The organism is Nonomuraea sp. NPDC054003 (assembly GCF_055585125.1).
Genome location: NZ_JBVJKR010000007.1, coordinates 294,759 through 311,321, shown reverse-complemented (window position 1 = coordinate 311,321; position 16,563 = coordinate 294,759). Strand labels below are relative to the sequence as shown.

Annotated in this window: 17 protein-coding genes; 3 read left to right on the top strand and 14 right to left on the bottom strand. The window is 70.5% G+C overall.

The window, feature by feature from the left end; translation table 11 throughout:
* Nucleotide 1 precedes the first annotated feature (1 nt).
* On the bottom strand, nucleotides 2-793 hold the full coding sequence (gene modA, locus ACZ6YG_RS20755) for a molybdate ABC transporter substrate-binding protein (RefSeq protein WP_397197279.1): 792 nt from the start codon (nucleotides 791-793) through the stop codon (nucleotides 2-4).
* A 9-nt stretch (nucleotides 794-802) separates the two neighbouring features.
* Nucleotides 803-1,216, bottom strand: coding sequence for a TOBE domain-containing protein (locus tag ACZ6YG_RS20750; protein ID WP_148030920.1), 414 nt, complete (start codon nucleotides 1,214-1,216; stop codon nucleotides 803-805).
* A 218-nt stretch (nucleotides 1,217-1,434) separates the two neighbouring features.
* On the opposite strand from ACZ6YG_RS20750, the gene ACZ6YG_RS20745 reads away from it, so the two are divergent.
* Nucleotides 1,435-3,264: a glycoside hydrolase family 15 protein gene (locus ACZ6YG_RS20745; protein ID WP_364235552.1), complete on the top strand. Its 1,830-nt coding sequence runs from the start codon at nucleotides 1,435-1,437 to the stop codon at nucleotides 3,262-3,264.
* Nucleotides 3,265-3,272: 8 nt separating this feature from the next.
* On the opposite strand, the gene ACZ6YG_RS20740 is transcribed toward ACZ6YG_RS20745, so the two are convergent.
* The gene (locus tag ACZ6YG_RS20740; RefSeq protein ID WP_466018925.1) at nucleotides 3,273-3,863 is read right to left on the bottom strand and encodes an HD domain-containing protein; all 591 of its coding nucleotides are present in this window, start codon (nucleotides 3,861-3,863) and stop codon (nucleotides 3,273-3,275) included.
* Between the two features lie 111 nt (nucleotides 3,864-3,974).
* Nucleotides 3,975-4,532: a cupin domain-containing protein gene (locus ACZ6YG_RS20735; protein ID WP_466018924.1), complete on the bottom strand. Its 558-nt coding sequence runs from the start codon at nucleotides 4,530-4,532 to the stop codon at nucleotides 3,975-3,977.
* A gap of 34 nt (nucleotides 4,533-4,566) precedes the next feature.
* Here ACZ6YG_RS20735 and nhaA point away from each other — a divergent pair, with 34 nt between their 5' ends.
* Nucleotides 4,567-5,883 carry a Na+/H+ antiporter NhaA gene (gene nhaA / locus ACZ6YG_RS20730; protein ID WP_466018923.1) on the top strand — a complete coding sequence of 439 codons (1,317 nt, stop codon included), beginning with the start codon at nucleotides 4,567-4,569 and terminating at the stop codon, nucleotides 5,881-5,883.
* Between the two features lie 6 nt (nucleotides 5,884-5,889).
* Here nhaA and ACZ6YG_RS20725 read toward each other — a convergent pair whose 3' ends face one another.
* A complete protein-coding gene (locus ACZ6YG_RS20725; protein WP_466018922.1) occupies nucleotides 5,890-6,333 on the bottom strand; it encodes a CBS domain-containing protein in 444 nt (147 codons plus the stop codon).
* A 143-nt stretch (nucleotides 6,334-6,476) separates the two neighbouring features.
* Here ACZ6YG_RS20725 and ACZ6YG_RS20720 point away from each other — a divergent pair, with 143 nt between their 5' ends.
* Nucleotides 6,477-6,647 (top strand): hypothetical protein, encoded by a 171-nt coding sequence (locus ACZ6YG_RS20720; RefSeq protein WP_271275112.1) that lies wholly within the window; start codon nucleotides 6,477-6,479, stop codon nucleotides 6,645-6,647.
* 49 nt (nucleotides 6,648-6,696) lie between these two features.
* Here ACZ6YG_RS20720 and ACZ6YG_RS20715 read toward each other — a convergent pair whose 3' ends face one another.
* From ACZ6YG_RS20715 to ACZ6YG_RS20675, 9 genes are all read right to left on the bottom strand, one after another.
* Nucleotides 6,697-8,010, bottom strand: coding sequence for a M24 family metallopeptidase (locus ACZ6YG_RS20715; RefSeq protein WP_466018921.1), 1,314 nt, complete (start codon nucleotides 8,008-8,010; stop codon nucleotides 6,697-6,699).
* A 33-nt stretch (nucleotides 8,011-8,043) separates the two neighbouring features.
* The gene (locus tag ACZ6YG_RS20710) at nucleotides 8,044-8,760 is read right to left on the bottom strand and encodes an ABC transporter ATP-binding protein (RefSeq protein WP_187281094.1); all 717 of its coding nucleotides are present in this window, start codon (nucleotides 8,758-8,760) and stop codon (nucleotides 8,044-8,046) included.
* Nucleotides 8,757-9,527 carry an ABC transporter ATP-binding protein gene (locus ACZ6YG_RS20705; RefSeq protein WP_148030913.1) on the bottom strand — a complete coding sequence of 257 codons (771 nt, stop codon included), beginning with the start codon at nucleotides 9,525-9,527 and terminating at the stop codon, nucleotides 8,757-8,759. The genes ACZ6YG_RS20710 and ACZ6YG_RS20705 overlap by 4 nt, the downstream gene beginning before the upstream one ends.
* Nucleotides 9,527-10,483, bottom strand: coding sequence for a branched-chain amino acid ABC transporter permease (locus ACZ6YG_RS20700; protein ID WP_466018920.1), 957 nt, complete (start codon nucleotides 10,481-10,483; stop codon nucleotides 9,527-9,529). Before ACZ6YG_RS20700 ends, ACZ6YG_RS20705 begins: the two co-directional genes overlap by 1 nt.
* A 32-nt stretch (nucleotides 10,484-10,515) precedes the next feature.
* A complete protein-coding gene (locus tag ACZ6YG_RS20695; protein ID WP_271275109.1) occupies nucleotides 10,516-11,397 on the bottom strand; it encodes a branched-chain amino acid ABC transporter permease in 882 nt (293 codons plus the stop codon).
* A 15-nt stretch (nucleotides 11,398-11,412) separates the two neighbouring features.
* Entirely contained in the window at nucleotides 11,413-12,588 is a 1,176-nt protein-coding gene (locus ACZ6YG_RS20690; RefSeq protein WP_271275108.1) for an ABC transporter substrate-binding protein, read from the bottom strand.
* 37 nt (nucleotides 12,589-12,625) lie between these two features.
* Nucleotides 12,626-13,912: an Nramp family divalent metal transporter gene (locus ACZ6YG_RS20685; protein ID WP_148030909.1), complete on the bottom strand. Its 1,287-nt coding sequence runs from the start codon at nucleotides 13,910-13,912 to the stop codon at nucleotides 12,626-12,628.
* A 2-nt stretch (nucleotides 13,913-13,914) separates the two neighbouring features.
* Nucleotides 13,915-15,147 carry a M24 family metallopeptidase gene (locus ACZ6YG_RS20680; RefSeq protein WP_466018919.1) on the bottom strand — a complete coding sequence of 411 codons (1,233 nt, stop codon included), beginning with the start codon at nucleotides 15,145-15,147 and terminating at the stop codon, nucleotides 13,915-13,917.
* A 410-nt stretch (nucleotides 15,148-15,557) separates the two neighbouring features.
* Complete coding sequence (locus ACZ6YG_RS20675) at nucleotides 15,558-16,529, bottom strand: LLM class flavin-dependent oxidoreductase (RefSeq protein ID WP_466018918.1); 972 nt, start codon at nucleotides 16,527-16,529, stop codon at nucleotides 15,558-15,560.
* Between the last annotated feature and the right edge of the window lie 34 nt (nucleotides 16,530-16,563).

Here is a 16,563-nt window from a genome sequence, read left to right as displayed (position 1 = left end):
ATCAGGGCGCCTCGAAGCCGGCCTTGGTCAGCACGTCCCTGCCCTGCCGCGACAGCACCAGGTCGACGAACTGCCGGGCCGCCTCACCGGCCGGCGCCTTGGCCAGGGTGGCGATCGGATAGTCGTTGATCGCCTGGTCCGCTTCCGGGAACTCGATGCCGGTCACCTTGCCGTCCGAGGCGATCACGTCGGTCGCGTAGACCAGCGCCGCGTCCACCTCACCCAGCCGCACCTTGGTCAGCGTGGCCTTGACGTCCTGCTCCAGGGTGACGGGGGTGACCTTCAGCCCGGCCGCGTCCAGCGCCTTGGCGGCCGCCGCCCCGCACGGCACCTGCTCGGCGCAGAGCGCCACCTTCACCTCGGGGCCGGCCAGGTCCTTGAGCTCGTCCACCTGCGCGGGGTTGTCGGCGGGGACGGCGATCCGCAGCTTGTTGCGTACGAACGTGACCGGCGCACCGGCCAGCGCGGCGTCGGTGACGGTCTTCATCGTGGCCGGGCTCGCCGCCGCGAACACGTCGGCCGGGGCGCCCTGGACGAGCTGCTGGGCCAGCGTGGCGCTGGAGCCGAAGTTGAACCGGACCGTCGTGCCCGGATGCGCGGCCTCGAAGGCCTTGCCCAGCTCGGTGAACGTCCCGGTCAGCGACGCCGCCGCGAACACCGTCACCTCTTTCGCGTCGCCGCCGGCGGACGCCGCCTCCGAAGCGGAGGACGTGGCGCCGGAGCCGCACCCCGACAACCCCAGCGCGAGCGCGACGGGCAGGGCGACCGCCCACCGGGAAAGACGAAAGACCAAGGGGGCTCCTCACAAATGGCTGGCCACGCGCTCGTGACCGGGGATCTCCACGACGACGTTGGTGGACTTGATCACGGCGACCGCCACCACCCCCGGCTCCAGGCCCAGCTCGTCGGCGGCCTGGCGGCTCATCAGCGACACCACCCGGAACGGCCCCGCGGCGATCTCCACCTGCGCCATCACCGCGTCGCGGATCACCTCGGTGACGATCCCGCGGAAACGGTTGCGCGCCGACGTGCGGCCGCCGTCGCCGACCGACTCGACCTGGGCACGGGCGAAGGCGGCCAGATCGGCGCCGTTCACCCTCCGGTGGCCGTGCTCGTCGCGCTCCGCCCGCAGCCGGCCCGCGTCCACCCACCGGCGGACCGTGTCGGAGCTGACCCCGAGCAGCGCCGCGGCCTCACTGATCCGGAACGTCGTCACAGCCCTCACCATACCCTTCGCACATGCCAACCTGAATACCGGTCTTCCCCCGCAACAGCGGCGCTCCCTACGGATCTGCCATGGCATCCACGAGATCCCCGGCGTGACCGGGCCGGCGAGAACACCCGAGGAAGATCTGCCGCCCCTTGGCGAACCTCAGAGGCTGTCACGAACCCAACATGTCTACCTTGAGGGACAGACAGGGAGAAAGGGCGGCCATGACTGCTGGAGAACCCGGTCACTCAGGCGACTCCCGCTACCTGCCGATCGGAGACCACGGTCTCATCGGCGACCTGCGGACGGTCGCGCTCGTGGGCACCAACGGCACCATCGACTGGTACTGCTGCCCGCGCTTCGACGCGCCCAGCGTGTTCGCCGCGATCCTCGACGCCGACCGGGGCGGCTCGTTCGAGCTGGCCGCCGACACCCCGGCCAGGACCAAACAGTTCTACTTCCCCGACACCAACGTCCTCATCACCCGCTTCTTCGCGGACGACGGGGTGGGCGAGATCCAGGACTTCATGCCCATAGCGGACGACTCGCGCGAGGCCGACCGGCACCGGATGATCCGCCGGGTGTCCTGCGTCCGCGGCTCGCTCCCGTTCCGCGCCCGGGTCGCGCCCCGCTTCGACTACGCGAGGCAGCCGCACACCGTGATCCCGCAGGAGGATCGCGTGCTGTTCGAGTCGGCGTCGCTGTCGCTGTCCCTGACCGCCAGCGTGCCGATGGAGACCGACGGGCAGGACGCGTGGGCGAAGTTCGAGCTCAGCGAGGGAGAGCAGGCGGTGTTCGCGCTCGACCGGGTCGGCGGCGACCTGGCGGCGCGCGGCTGCCCGATCGCGGAGGCCGAGGACGAGTTCACCGCCACGGTCCGCTACTGGCGGCGCTGGCTGTCGTCCTCGCGCTACCGCGGCCGGTGGCGCGAGGTGGTCCACCGCTCGGCGCTCACGCTCAAGCTGCTCACCTACGCCCCGACCGGCGGGATCGTCGCCGCGCCGACGACCAGCCTGCCCGAGCAGCTCGGCGGCGAGCGCAACTGGGACTACCGCTACGTGTGGATCCGCGACGCCGCGTTCTGCGTGTACGCGCTGCTCAGGCTGGGCTTCACCAAGGAGGCGGAGGCCTTCATGGGCTTCCTGTCCACGCACGTGCCGCTCAGCAGCGACAGCGGCACCGGCCCGCTGCAGATCATGTACGGCATAGACGGGCGCAGCGACCTGCCCGAGCACGAACTCGGCCATCTGGAGGGCTATCGGGGCTCCGCCCCGGTGCGGATCGGCAACGCCGCCGCCGACCAGCTCCAGCTCGACATCTACGGAGCGCTCATCGACTCCATCTACCTCTACAACAAGTGGGGCGACCCGATCGCCAGCGACCGCTGGGACGAGCTCTGCACCCTGGTCGACTGGGTCTGCCTGCACTGGGACCAGCCCGACGAGGGCATCTGGGAGACCCGCGGCGGCCGTAAGAACTTCGTCTACTCACGGCTGATGTGCTGGGTGGCCATCGAGCGCGCCATGCGGGTGGCGATCCAGCGCGGGCTGCCCGCCGACATCCCGCGCTGGCGCGAGGCACGCGACGCGATCTACCAGGAGATCATGCGGCGCGGCTGGTCGGCCAAGCTGCGGGCGTTCGTCCAGCACTTCGACGAGGACGTGCTGGACGCCTCCCTGCTGATGATGCCGCTGGCCAAGTTCGTCTCCCCGACCGACCCCAAGTGGCTGTCCACCCTCGACGTGCTCGGCGACGGGCTGGTCTCCGACTCTCTGGTATACCGCTACGACCCCGCGGTCAGCTCCGACGGGTTGCGGGGCTCGGAGGGCACGTTCTCCATCTGCTCCTTCTGGTACGTCGAGGCCCTGGCCCGCGCCGGCCGCGTCGACGAGGCCCGCCTGGCCTTCGAGAAGATGCTCACGTACGCCAACCATCTGGGCCTGTACGCCGAGGAGATCGGCCACACCGGCGAGCAGCTCGGCAACTTCCCGCAGGCCATCACCCACCTCGCGCTCATCAGCGCGGCCTTCAACCTCGACCACGCCCTCGGCTGACGGCGAGGTCAGGCGGGCCGGCGGTCTTCGAGGGGGTTGGCGGCGATCCGCCCCGCGACGTCGTTCCCGACCGACGCGGCGGTGGCGCTGTCCGGCTTGCGCCTCGCCTGGTCCTCGAAGCACGCCAGGAACTCCGCGCCGAATCCCAGCCGGGGATGGCGGGCGAGCATCTCCGCCCTGGCCTCCGGCGAGAACTCCTCCGGCCGCCGTCCCACCACCTCCCAGCTCGTGGCGACCTGCAGCAGGTGGGACTCGGGGTCGGTGGCCGGGGACACGTCGTCGCGCATGTGCAGCACGATGATCTCGCCGACCCTGGCGGCCCGCTCCGCCGGCCAGCCGGCCGCCACGCCGAAGACCCAGGCCAGTTGTCCCCCGGCCTCCTCGAACGGCGCCCTGTGGCTGTCGAAAGGCTCCGTCAGCCCGATGTCGTGGAGCAGGGCCGAGACGTAGTAGAGCTCGTCGTCGAAGGCGATCCCGTGCGCCGTGCCGTACATCGTCCCCCAGAGGTAGGAGCGGACGCAGTGGTTGAGCAGCGCGGGCGAGTAGAAGCGCCTGGCCACCGACAGCGCCGCCGCGGCGGCGGGAGTCTCCGGGAACATGGGCCCAGCTTGTCATCCGGTCGTCAGGCCGCCGAGGTCCGGCCTCGGCCGCATGCGGCGGTCGGTACGCGATGCGGGGACCGCGCTGACCGAGCCCGCCCGGCCGATGGCCTATCTTGGCGGGTCGTCGACCTTGAGCTTGTCTCCCGTGTCGGAGACGAAGACGACCAGCAGCTTCGCCGGCCGCGTCCGGCTGGTGTTCTCCGTGAGCACATGGTGGGCGCCCGGCGGCTCGACCCAGTTCTCGCCCCGGCGGTACGTACGCACCGGCTCGCCGCCGAGCCGGCTGCGCACCGTGCCCTCGAGTACGTACGCGTAGACGAAAGCCTGGCCGTGCCGATGCGGCGCCGCGCGTGCGGCGGGCGGGAAGTCCACGATCGCCGAGGTGAACGTCTTGCCCTCGACGTTGGGCAGCGGCTGCTCCAGGAGGGGCGACAGCGTCTCGGACGGCGGCGCGGTCTCGAACGGTGATGGCCCGCATGACGGCTCCTCGCTCGTGGTGGAGACATCGAACAGGACGAACGTACAGGCGTTCCCCTCCCGGACCCGGCCCCGCCACGACGTGCCGCGCGGATCCGCGCGCGATGGCTCCGGGCCCCCTCCGCTCGACAGGCACTCCCGGCCGGTCGGTACAGTGGGATGAGGTGCGCCGGGAAGTCTGGTCGGCAAATGACCGACCCGTACCCGAATCCCGGAGCGCCTCATGACCAACCCTGTCCCGCCCCGCAAGCCTGCCCTGCTCGGCCGGGGGTCCTGGGGCGAGACACTGAGGATCGGCGCCATCCTCCGCAAGGAGACCGTCGGCGGGGCGTTGCTCCTGGTCGGCGCGGTGGTGGCGATGGTCTGGGCCAACTCCCCCTGGGCGGACGCCTACGAGACGCTGCGCGGCGTCACGTTCGGGCCCGAAGCGCTCCATCTGAACCTGAGCCTGGCCACCTGGGCCGCCGACGGCCTGCTGGCGATCTTCTTCTTCGTGGCCGGGCTGGAGCTCAAACGCGAGTTCGTCGCCGGTGACCTGCGCGACGCGCGGCGGGCCGCGGTCCCGATCGCGGCCGCGCTGGGCGGGGTGATCGTCCCCGCTCTGCTGTATCTGCTCTTCGCCGGGGGCGTGGAAGGCGCGGCCCGCGGCTGGGCGATCCCGACGGCCACCGACATCGCTTTCGCCCTGGCGGTGCTGGCGGTCATCGGCCGGTTCCTGCCCACGGCGCTGCGCACCTTCCTGCTCACCCTGGCCGTGGTCGACGACCTGGTGGCCATCGTCATCATCGCGCTGTTCTACACCGACCACCTCTCGCCGGTCCCGCTGCTGGCGGCGCTGGCACCGCTGGCGCTGTTCACCGTGCTGGTGCAGCGCCGCGTGCGCTCATGGTGGCTGCTGCTTCCGCTGGCCGCCATCACGTGGGCGCTGGTGCACGCTTCGGGCGTGCACGCCACCGTCGCCGGCGTCCTGCTCGGCTTCGCCGTACCCGTCCTGCGCAGCCCCAAGTCCGGCGGCCCGGACGCGGGCCCCGGCCTGGCCGAGCACTTCGAGCACCGCTTCCGTCCCCTCTCGGCCGGGGTGGCCGTGCCCGTGTTCGCGTTCCTGTCCGCGGGAGTGACCCTCGGCGGAGCGGACGGCCTGATGAGCGCCTTCCGCGACCCGGTGGTGCTGGGCGTCGTCGTGGGCCTGATCGCGGGCAAGCCGATCGGCATCATGACGGCGACCTGGCTCATGGCCCGCTTCACCCACGCCGACCTGGACGAGAACCTGTCCTGGGTCGACATGCTGGGACTGTCGCTGCTGGCCGGGATCGGGTTCACCGTCTCCCTGCTGATCGGCGAACTGGCCTTCGGCGTGGGTGACGACGCGCACGTCAAGGTGGCGGTGCTGGCCGCATCGGTCACCGCCGCGCTCCTGGCGACGGTGGTCCTTCGCCTGCGCAACCGCGCCTACCGGCGCATCCACGAGATCGAGACCGCCGACCTCGACCAGGACGGCGTCCCGGACGTGTACGAGCCCGACCAGGCCCGGCAGAACTGACCGCCGTCACGCGGCGAGGGTCCCCTCCAGCAGGGTGTTGAGCGTGAGCGCGCCCAGGAGACGACCCCCTTCCACGACCGCGACCAGCGGGCTGCGCGTGCGCGTCATCAGGACCGCCAGTTGCAGCGTGGTGGCGTCGGGGCCGCAGATCGGCAGATTCCCGGGGCGGGCGGTAAGGCAGGCGCGCAGGGGCCGGCCGCTCATCCGATGCGGGAAATCGTCAGAGCCCGCCTCGTCCACCACCCGGACCAGGTTCGGATCAACTTGGAAGTGGTGCGGGACGGCCAGCCGCAGAACCTCGGTGCCCGGCAGGACCGTGTACGGCGATCCGTCGTCGCCGACCACGATGAGTCCGGGCAGATCCCGCTCGGCGAGCAGCCGCACGGCGTCGCCGACGGATGCGTTCAGGTCGAGCACGGGAAGGTCGATGATCAGGTCACGAGCGCGCACAGTGCATCCTCAAGCCTCGACAGCATGACGCGCCGACCAGACTTCCCGGCTCACCTGACACGACCCTATCCACAAATTCGCCGAGCTGTACCCCTGGACGTAACGGATCGACGGGCGCACGACTTCGTTCACGAGCACGTCCCGTGAACGAAGGGAGGTTCCGGCGCGCCCAGCAGGACGGCGTGGTGGCCGCCGACGCCGACCTGGACGTGCTGATCGACCTGATGGCCGGCGCGGTGACGTACCGCGACCCGCAGCCGGACCCGCCGGACGCCGCCGAGATGCTGCGCTACCTCACCGCCAGGCCGGCCTGACCGGCGCCCGCGGGTCGGCGGCGGAACCACGAGCCGAAGCCGCCCGGGTTCACCGGGTGAGCGGCTGGAAACCCCAGTCGTAGATCGATCGGGCGCCGTCGTCGTGCACGATCGCCACGTCCTCCAGCCAGTACCGTTCGCGTACGGAGCCGCCGTAGTAGAGGTGGGTGGAGATGACCATCCCCTCGGTCACCGACCAGTCGGCGAGCCTCTGGTTCTCCCCCTCGGCCGGCAGCTCGATCTCGCCGTGCTCCAGGCCGACGCCGTGGAAGAAGAACAGTGCCCGCTCCGGGTCGGCGAGACCGTGGCGCCGCAGCACGGCGCGTGCGGTTCCCTGCAGCTCGCTGATCTTGGTGCCGGGGACCATGCGGGCCTCCATCTCCTGCAGGGCCTCGGAGAACGCGTTCGCGGTCCGTACGGAAGCCGGATCGTCGCCGCCGTCCACGATCCAGGTCTTCCCGCCGTCCCAGCCGTACTCCTTGAAGGTGCCGTGGCAGTCGAACATGATCCGCATGCCGGGTTCGATCGCGTAGTCGGGGTCGAGGCCCGCGTGGACCAGGAAGGCCGGGTCACCGTGCGGCGGGTTCGACACGACGAAGGGGTAGGGGTCACGGCACAGTCCGCTGCGTGCGGTGACGTTGCGCGCGTACTCCCTGGCGAGGTCGCGCCAGGTCATGCCCCGGGTCCAGCTGTCCACGGTGGCCTGCAGCGCGCGCTGGTTGATGTCGGCCGCGGTCTTGAGGATCTCCAGCTCCTGCGGGGTCTTCACCAGCCGCACGTGCTTCATCAGACCGTACCCGTCTACTTCCTCGACGTCGTCGAGACGCAGTTGCCGGGCCAGTCTCGGGTTGTCGAAGGCGACGCGGGCGTGGGACAGGCCGAGGTCGCCGACGGCCTTGCGGACGCCGAGCACGAGGCTGGGGGTGAGGTTCTCCCGCATCCTGCGCGCCCAGTCGGTGTTCAGCGCCTCCTGCGGGAGGAAGTTGTCGATGAAGTCGGGGTCGTCCGGCAGGTCGAGCTGGCGGACCAGGCTGCTGAACGGCCGGATGTCGGACACCCAGCTCGGCTGGTGGCGGAAGAACGCCAGCTCGGTGTCCTGGACGACCAGGATGGGGTGGTCGGGGTGGTGCCGGGAGAAGACGAAGGCGGCCAGGCCGTTGGCCTCCAGGTGGGCGTGGCCTCCGGCGGCGTAGAAGCTGCTCAGGTAGAGGACGTTGGGCACGTAGTAGGAGACGAGGCCGTCGATGTCGCGGGCCTCCATGGTCGCCAGCAGCCGTTCGAGGTTGCACAGCCGTTCGGGGAGCAGGGACTCCCGTTCGGTGCGCGCGTGGTCCAGTCGGATGGCCGGGATCGCATCGGTCATGGTCAGCCTCCGGGTGTGGGTTGGAGGACGAGGTCAGAGGATCTCGTCGAGGCTCGTGATGTCGGTGCGGTCGTCGATGGTGTGGCTGAGCCCACCTCGTCGGACGACCTTGGTCTCGGTGGCGAGGGCTCGCACGGCTGTCAGGCTCGACTCGGTGATGACGAGGGCGACGCCGGTCTCCTCCTGGATCCGCCGGACGACTTCGACCATGGATTCGGCGGTGGCCGGGGCGAGGCCCAGGGTCGGCTCGTCCAGCAGCATGACGGCGGGTTTCCGGATGAGCCCGAGGGAGATCGCGAGCATCCGGTTCTCGCCGCCCGACAGGGCTCGTGCCGGGCTGTCGCGGCGCTCGTGGATGCGCGGGAACCAGTCGTAGACGCGGGTGAACGCCTCGGACCGCTGTGCCCTGCTCAGTTTTCCGGACAGGCCTATGATCACTTCCAGGTTCTCCTGGACGGTCATGCCGCGGAAGGTGCCATGCTCCTGCATGACATAGGACAGACCGTCACGCGCGCGCTCGGCAGGAGAACGCCGGTCCAGCGAGGCGCCGGTGACTTCCACGCTTCCGGCGCTGACCGCGCAGAGCCCCATGATCGCCCTGAATATCGTGGTCTTGCCCGCACCGTTGTGGCCGACGAGCAGCAGGCTGCCGCCCCTGGGCACGGCGAAGGTGATGTCCTTGACGACGTCGCCGCGCCCGTATCCGGCGGCCAGACCCGTCACGCGCAGAGCCGTCGCCGTGCCGCTCACGCCCGCCACCCCTTCCCGAAGTACATGTCGATCAGTTCGTCCCTGCGGAACAGGTCCTCGGGGGTGCCCCGGGCGACGACCTCTCCGTTGCTCATGAAGACGCAGGAGTCGGCGAGGGAGCGCACCACGGACAGGCTGTGCTCGACGATGACCACCGGGAGGCCCCCGGCGGCGATGTCGCGGACGATCCCCACGACGCGGTCGATGCTCTCGCCGTCCAGCCCCGCCGCGGGCTCGTCGAGGAGGAGGAGCCTCGGCCGCCGGATCAGCAGCCGGCCGATGCCGACCAGGCGCTGCTCCGCGTAGCCGATGTCGCCCGCTCTGTGGTCCCGGAACGCCGACAGGCCGAGCGTCTCGAGAACCTCGTCGGCCTGCCGTACGAGGCCGGCCTCCAGGCGGGCCGCCCGGCGCGGGCGGGCCAGCCGCCAGAACGGGCTCTCCGCGCGTGGACACCGCACCGCCACGACGAGGTTCTCCAGGACCGTCATGTCCAGGAAGGCACGGCCGTCCTGCCAGGAGCGGGCCAGACCCCGGCCGGCCAGACCCGCCGGGCCGAGAGCCGAGGCGGCGGTCCCGAACACCTCGACGGTGCCCGACCTCGGCCGTATGTGACCCGAGAGCACGTTGAACGCCGTGGTCTTGCCCGCGCCGTTCGGGCCGATGAGCGCCATGATCCCGGTCGACGGGACGTCGAACGAGACGTCGTTCATGGCCACGATGCCGCCGAAGGCGACCGTCACCCCGGACAAGCTGGCGATGGTCGCCATCAGGACCTCCCTTCGGCCGCCGCCACGCGGTCACGGTCGATGCCGGGGGCGGGGGGCGGTGACGGGGGCGGGCGGCTCGTGCGCGCCGCCCGCAGGGCCGGCGTGGGAGGCGCGACGATGCCCTCGGGCCGGAACAGGAGAAAGAGCAGAAGAAGCAGCCCGAACAGGATCTGCAGCAGATCCGCGGCCTCGGCGGCCTGGATCTCCAGATACTGCAGGAGCTGCGGGATGAGCTGGTAGAACAGCGCGCCGACCGCGGGCCCGAGCACCGCCCGCGATCCCCCGACGATGAGCATGGACAACAGGGTGATCGACACGTGGATGCTGAAGGCGTTCGCGTCGACGTACGACAGGTACTGTGCGTACAGAACGCCCCCCAGGGCGGCTGTGCCCCCGCTCAGGCAGATGATTTTGATCTTGAGTACGGCGGGCCGCACCCCCAGTCCTTCCAGGACCTGCGGGTCCTCCCCCAGCGCCCGCACGGTGAGGCCGAAGGCGCTGCCGTGCAGCACCCGGTAGGCCAGCACGACGACCGCGCAGGCGGCGACGGCGACGAGCAGCGCCGACTCGGTCTCGGTCAGCGGCCCGATGGAGGACATCCCGCGGATGCCGGCGAGCCCGCTCTGCCCTCCCGTGATCTCCAGGTTCTGCAGCACCGTGACGAACACGATCTGGAAGGCGAACGAGACGATCGCCAGGTAGATGCCGCTGACCCGCAGTGCCGTCAGCGCGATGACCGCGCTCGCGACGACGCCTCCCGCCACGCCGAGCAGGGCGCAGACCGCGGTGGGCCAGTCCGTCTCGAGCGAGAGGATGCCGTAGACGTACGCGCCGACACCCCACATGGCCGCCTGCGAGATGAGGAACTGTTTGCCGAGACCGGCGCTGAGGCCGTACCCGGTGACCACGATGATGTAGACCGCGGCGAACATCGCCAGGCTGATGACGTATTCCATAGCCGGTTTCCCTTCCTCTCGTGAACCCGGGGTCAGGTCTCCATCGCCGTGCGCGCGTTGCCGAACAGTCCGTGCGGGCGCAGAAGCAGGACGAGGAAGAGGATGCCGAACAGGATGGCCGTCTCCCAGATCGACTCCACGCGCCAGAGCGCGACGCTCTGGACGATGCCGAGGAAGATGCCGACCAGGAAGTTGGGTACGGGCCGCCCGGTGCCGCCGAAGATGACGGCGACCGCGCCCACCAGGGTGGGCTGGAGGCCCAGGAACGGGGTGATCGTCCGTCCCGACGAGAACAGGATCGCCGCGACCGCGGCGACGAGCGATCCGATGGCGAACGCCCACAGGTAGGAGCGCTGGACGGAGATGCCCGCCGCGCCCGCGAGCACGGGGTTGTCGGAGACCGCCCGCATCTTGCGTCCTTCGGCGGTGCCGTTCATGAAGGCCGCGACGCCGACGGTGGCCAGCACGCCGCAGGCGACGATGATGATCTGCCGCAGGGTGATGTTCACACCGCCGAACGTGTACGACGTTCCGTCGCCGAACCCCGGCACGGGCAGCGGCGTGTGTCCCCAGACCAGGGCGATGGTGGAGGAGACGATGGCCATCACGGCCAGTGATCCGACGAGGAGCATCATCTCGTCGCCGCCCCGGCGGCGCAGCGTACGGTAGACCACGCCTTCGCAGAACAGCCCGGTCACCAGGGCGGCCGCCGCCGCGGCGAAGACCGCCGCGGCGGCTGGAAGTCCTGCTGCCAGCGCGGTCTGGTAGGCGAACGCCGCTGTGGCGAACACCGCGGCCAGCGCGACGTGGAAGACCTTGGCCACCAGGTAGGTCGTGCCGAAGGCCACGGCGAACAGGCCGTACACCGCTCCGACGGCGATGCCGTTGACCAGCAGTTGCAGGAGGAGTTCCACTTTCCCTCACCTGACTCAGGAAACGGGTTCGAGCGTCTCGACACGGACGAACGCTCCGTCGCGGGCCTCGAAGAGCGCGAAGGGCTTCTTCACCGTGCCCCGCTCGGGTCCGCTGTTCAGGAACCGGGTGGTGCCCGTGTAGGGAGCCTCGAACGCCTGGGAGTCGAACAGCTTCTTGACGTCCTCGCCGGTGGGCGCCGCCTTCGTCTCCCCCGCGATGGCGTCGATGGCGCTCAGCGCGACCCAGGTCGCGTCGTACATCGAGGTGAAGAAGGCGCCCGGGTCCTTGCCCGCGTGCTTCTCGCGGTATTTCCGCGTGGCCGCGGCCGCTTCCGGGGTGCCGTCGAGTGAGTAGCTCGGGTCGGAGTACTTGGTTCCCTCGACGGCCTCCTTGGCTATCGTGAAGATCGTCGGCTCGCCGAACCCGCGGTAGCTCCACAGGGGTACGTCGACTCCGGCCTCCCTGATCTGCTTGGCGACCTGGGCGAAGACGCTGTAGGCGGCGAAACCGAAGATCGCGTCGGGATCGGCGTCCTTCAGCTTGGCCACCTGGGAGGAGAAGTCCACCGCGTCGGCGGCGACGCTCTGGCGTTCCGCCACCGTGCCGCCGAGGCGGGTGAACGTCTCGGCCAGCACGTCGGTGGCCGATCCGCCGTCGATGTCGGGGGCGAAGACGACCCCGATCTTCCGGTGCCCGGCATCCCACATCGCCTTGGCGACGGTGCGCATCTCCTCCGAGGTCATCGGCAGGGTGTTGAAGAGGTACTCGTGGCCGGCCAGCTTGTCGGTCGGGGCGAGCGGGTTGATGTAGACGGTCCTGGTGCGGTCGGCCACGGGGGCCACCGCGATGGACGGCCCGGCGAAGCCGCCGAGCACCACCGGCACCTTCGCCTGGGAGGCGAACTTCGTGAAGACCTGGACGGCCGCGCCGTTGTCGAGCCGGTTGTCCTCGTAGGTCATCTCGGGTTTGAAGTTCTTGTACGGATAGGCGTCGACGGCGTGCTCGATGGCCTCGCGGAACGACTGTCCGACGGAGGCGTACTGGCCGCTGAGCGCCAGCGACACTCCGATGGGGACGGTGATCTTGCCGTCCGCGTCCTGCGTGCCGCCGGACGTGCCGCCGGACCCGCAGGCGGCCGTCAGGGCGAGCATGGCGGCGACCGCGCCGGCACGCCTCGTGATGGTTCTCACGGCGTGGCTCCCTTCTCGGTTGGGGGTGGTCGGCCGGTTACCCGAACATCGACAGGAGGGACTGTCCGCCCAGCACGGCGAACAGCAGGATCGCGCCGCCGAGCACGAGGTTCGACACGGACAGCGGGCGGTTGCGGTACACGGCGTCGATCCGGCGGGAGTTGAGCAGCCACAGGAGGGTCGCGCACAGGAACGGCGCGAAGACCGCGGCGAGGACCCCGGTGAGGATGACCAGGAACACCGGCTGCCCGACCGCGGCGAGGATCATCGGCGGGAACGTGATGAGGACCAGGAAGACGCGGAAGGCGGGGCTGCGGGTCGAGGTGTGCTGTTCGGACTCTTCCTCCGGCACTCCCCGGAAGGCCCGCACGGCGTCGGCGAAGAGGTAGCCGAATCCGTTCCAGACGCCCAGGACCGAGCTCGCGACCACCGCCCAGAAGCCGAGGAGGAACAGCCACTCGACCGGGGCGCCGTAGCTCTGCCCGAGCAGGTTCGCCACGCCGACCAGGTCGGCGTTGCCCTCGATGCCGAACTTGGCGATCGTCAGGAACTCCGCGCCCACGATGAGCATCGCGACCGCGAAGATGCCGGCGAGGACGTAGCTGATGATCACGTCCACGCGCATCACCCGCACCCACGGCGGCGAGCGCCAGCCCTTCTCCCGTGCCCAGTAGCCGTAGGCGATGATCGAGAGGGTGCCGCCGAACCCGCCGATGATGGAGACGACGTAGAGCAGCGAGCCGTCGGGCAGCGACGGGATCGATCCCGACAGCAGGTTGCCCACGTTGGGCCGGATCGCGACGGCGACCGCGACCGCGCAGACGAACATCATGCCGACGAGGATCTTCATCACCAGCTCGAAAAGCCGGTAGCGGCCGACGAGCACGACGATGAACGCCACGACGGCGTGCACGATGGCCCAGGCGGTCGGCGACAGCCCGGGGACCATGGCGTTGGCCGCCAGCCCGGCCGCGCTCGGACCGGCCGCGCCGAACACCATCGCCAGCACCAGGACATAGGCGGCGAACGGCACCAGCACCCAGCGGGACAGCGACTGCCACGCGGTGATGAGGGTGGTGCCCGAGCTCAGCGTCCACCGCGCGATGCCCTCGGTCATGAAGAACTTGAGCACGACGGCGAGCAGGATGGCCCACAGCAGGCCCATGCCGTACTGTCCGCCCGCCACCAGCGCCGTGATCATGTCACCGGATCCGACCGCCGCGGCGGCCAGCACCAGGCCGGGGCCGATCGTCCGCAACCAGGCCCCGGTCGAAGCGGGGATCCGCGGTTCCTCGGCGGCGCGCACTTCCCTGGACGTGTCCATGTCTACACCTCGATCTCGTCGACGTGGTCGCTCATGGCCACGTAGTAGGGGTGGCGGCGGGTGAGCAGCCGGATGCCGTTCCGGACCACGAGGAAGGTGAGTTCGTGCTGGTAGCCGCCCTCACCGAGGATGCCGAAAGGCACCTCCACGTTGAGGACCATGTCTTCGCGCAGCGTGAGGTCCCGTTCCCCGGGCCGGAACCGGGGCATCCAGGGCTGGGCCGGGGCGAGCAGCGGCGCGTCCCGGGCCTCGACGCCGATCCCGTGCCCCACGTGCGAGTGCCGGAAGCGGGTGATTCCGGCGGCGTGCATCGTGTCCCGCGCGAGCGTGTAGAGAGCGGACGCCGTCACGCCGGGCCGCGCGGCCGCCAGCACGGCGTCGACGGCGGCGGTGACGGCCCGGTAGTCGTCCAGCTCGGACGGCGACGGCTCGGCGAGGACCTGCACGACGCCGCCCGTGTCGGCACAGTAGCCGTCCACGACGAGGCCGCAGTCCCAGCGGAACCGTTCGCCGGGGCTCGCCCGCCGGCGGCCGGGGCGGCGGAAGACCGCGCTGCGGTCGCCGCTTCCGGCCATGAAGAACGTCGGCAGGGCTCGTCGCCTGGAGATCGCCTGCCGCCAGGCGAGTTCCACGTCCACGTCGGTGCCGCCCGTCCCGAGCACGGCGAACGCCTCGGTCAGCGCCTGCTGGCTGATCTCGCCGGCCTTGCGCAACGCCTCGACCTCGGCCGGCGTCTTGATGATCCGCGTCCACTGCAGGATGTCCGCGCCGCCGTCGCTCCAGCGTGCGGCGACGTCCTCCTCCTGGAGGCGGCGCCATGCCACTCCGCCGTCGTCGGTGTCGACCCAGATCGCGGCCCGCTCCAGGCCGAGCTCGGTCAGCAGCGCGCGCAGCGCGGAGACCGGGTCGGCGTGCAGCCGCCCCTCGACCTCCAGGATGCCGGCGTCGGGGCCGGGACCGGAGTCGGCCACGGCGAGGATCGGACGCCCGTAGACGTGCATCCGGTCGGTGCCGATGCCGGCGTCGACCATGTCGGCGATCTCGGCGGAGGGCATCACGAAGTGCGGGCGCTCGGGGTCGTCGGCGGTGACGAGACCCCAGTAGGAGTTCTGCGGGTACAGCCTCCCCGTCGCGGACGCGAAGCCCCCGGCGTATCGGACGTTCGGATAGCTGGTGGCGAGGACGGCGTCCGCGCCGACCTCCTTCATGGTCGCGAGTAGGCGGTCGATGTTCAACGCGCGCTCCTTGGTGGTGTCTCCCGTGGCTACGGCTGATTGCTTCGAGCCCGCGGGCCCGGCACGGCCGCGGCGGGACCTCGGTGGGGGGTGGGCGGGGAACGGTGTCAGGGCTGTGCGCTGGACACCGGATGGAGATGCGCTCGGGGGCGAGGACATCTCATCGACACATAATTTTTACTGGTACCTAACATTGGGCGGCTGGGCCATGAGTGTCAATAGCTGTCGCGTATTGACATATCGGCATCGGCGAGGGTCTACTGCCTGGCAAATTCCGGGAAATCAGGCACGACGAAGCACACCGCCGGCGCTGTTCGCGGTGCGCCCACCCCTCCACGCTTTCATCTGACAGATGAATTTCCTGGGAACGGGTGACTCTATAGTCGTTTACGGCCTCGCCCGGGAAGCGCTCAGCGGGAGCGACGGCCGAAGGAACGGATCGCGGCCCGGACGGCGTCATGACCGGGGCCGGTGGGGAAGCCGAGGCGGATGACGACCTCGGCCGCGTCGAGCCGTGCCGCGGCCGCGCACGCCTCCTTCACGAGCTGTTCCGGAGGGCCGCAGAGGAGCCTGTCGCGGAAGTCGGACCAGCCGATCCGCACGCCCGGCTCCTCTCTCAGCCGGCCGGCGCCCACGCTGAACTCCACCAAGGAGCGCTCGACATGCGGCCACCAGATCCGCTCGGACTCGTGGTCGGCGGCCGGCCAGGCGTTGCGCATGAGGATCACCTCGCCCTCCGATCCGGCGGCGGACCAGTAGATCTCGGCGAGACGCTCCAGGGTCGTCAGCGAATGGGAGGGGTCGGTGATCCAGGGCAGGCCGAGCAGGCCGGCGCGGCGCACGCTCGGCTCGGCCATCGCGCCCACGGCGAGAGGGAGCGGCCGGGACGGCCGCGGGTACAGCCGCGCCTCGGCCAGGCGCAGCGAACCGACGTCGGCGGTGACGGTCTCACCTGCCCACAGCCGCCGGATCACCGCGAGGGAGTCGGCGAACCTGCGTCTCATCTCCGCGCGGGGCACGCCCATGGCGGCGTAGTCGCCGTCCAGGCCTCCCATCCCGACGCCGACCCGGTGCAGGCGGTCACCCACGAGCGCGTCGAGAGTGCTCATCTGTTCGGCGAAGGCCAGCGGGTTGTGCAGCGGCAGCAGGGCGACACCGGTGCCGATCCCGATGCGCGGCGTCCGGCCGGCCACATAGGCGGCCAGCGTGAGCGGCGCAGACGGGTAGTCGTCGTCCCTGCCGTGGTGTTCAGGGAAATAGCAGGCGTCGAAGCCCGCCTGGCCGGCCGCCTCCGCCAGTTCGACGGCGCGCGCCAGGCTGTCGCGATGCTCGTCCTGCTCACGGAGCATCTGGGGGACGACGAGCAGGCTCAGTCGTGTCATGGGGTCCCACCTCCTGGGGGGATGGACGGTGGGA

What these genes read in the sequence shown, in the direction of transcription:
- ACZ6YG_RS20745 (WP_364235552.1), top strand. Translation starts at nt 1,435, where the DNA reads ATGACTGCTGGAGAACCCGGTCACTCAGGCGACTCCCGCTACCTGCCG.
- ACZ6YG_RS20740 (WP_466018925.1), bottom strand. Translation starts at nt 3,863, where the DNA reads ATGTTCCCGGAGACTCCCGCCGCCGCGGCGGCGCTGTCGGTGGCCAGG.
- nhaA (WP_466018923.1), top strand. Translation starts at nt 4,567, where the DNA reads ATGACCAACCCTGTCCCGCCCCGCAAGCCTGCCCTGCTCGGCCGGGGG.
- ACZ6YG_RS20715 (WP_466018921.1), bottom strand. Translation starts at nt 8,010, where the DNA reads ATGACCGATGCGATCCCGGCCATCCGACTGGACCACGCGCGCACCGAA.
- ACZ6YG_RS20705 (WP_148030913.1), bottom strand. Translation starts at nt 9,527, where the DNA reads ATGGCGACCATCGCCAGCTTGTCCGGGGTGACGGTCGCCTTCGGCGGC.
- ACZ6YG_RS20700 (WP_466018920.1), bottom strand. Translation starts at nt 10,483, where the DNA reads ATGGAATACGTCATCAGCCTGGCGATGTTCGCCGCGGTCTACATCATC.
- ACZ6YG_RS20685 (WP_148030909.1), bottom strand. Translation starts at nt 13,912, where the DNA reads ATGGACACGTCCAGGGAAGTGCGCGCCGCCGAGGAACCGCGGATCCCC.
- ACZ6YG_RS20675 (WP_466018918.1), bottom strand. Translation starts at nt 16,529, where the DNA reads ATGACACGACTGAGCCTGCTCGTCGTCCCCCAGATGCTCCGTGAGCAG.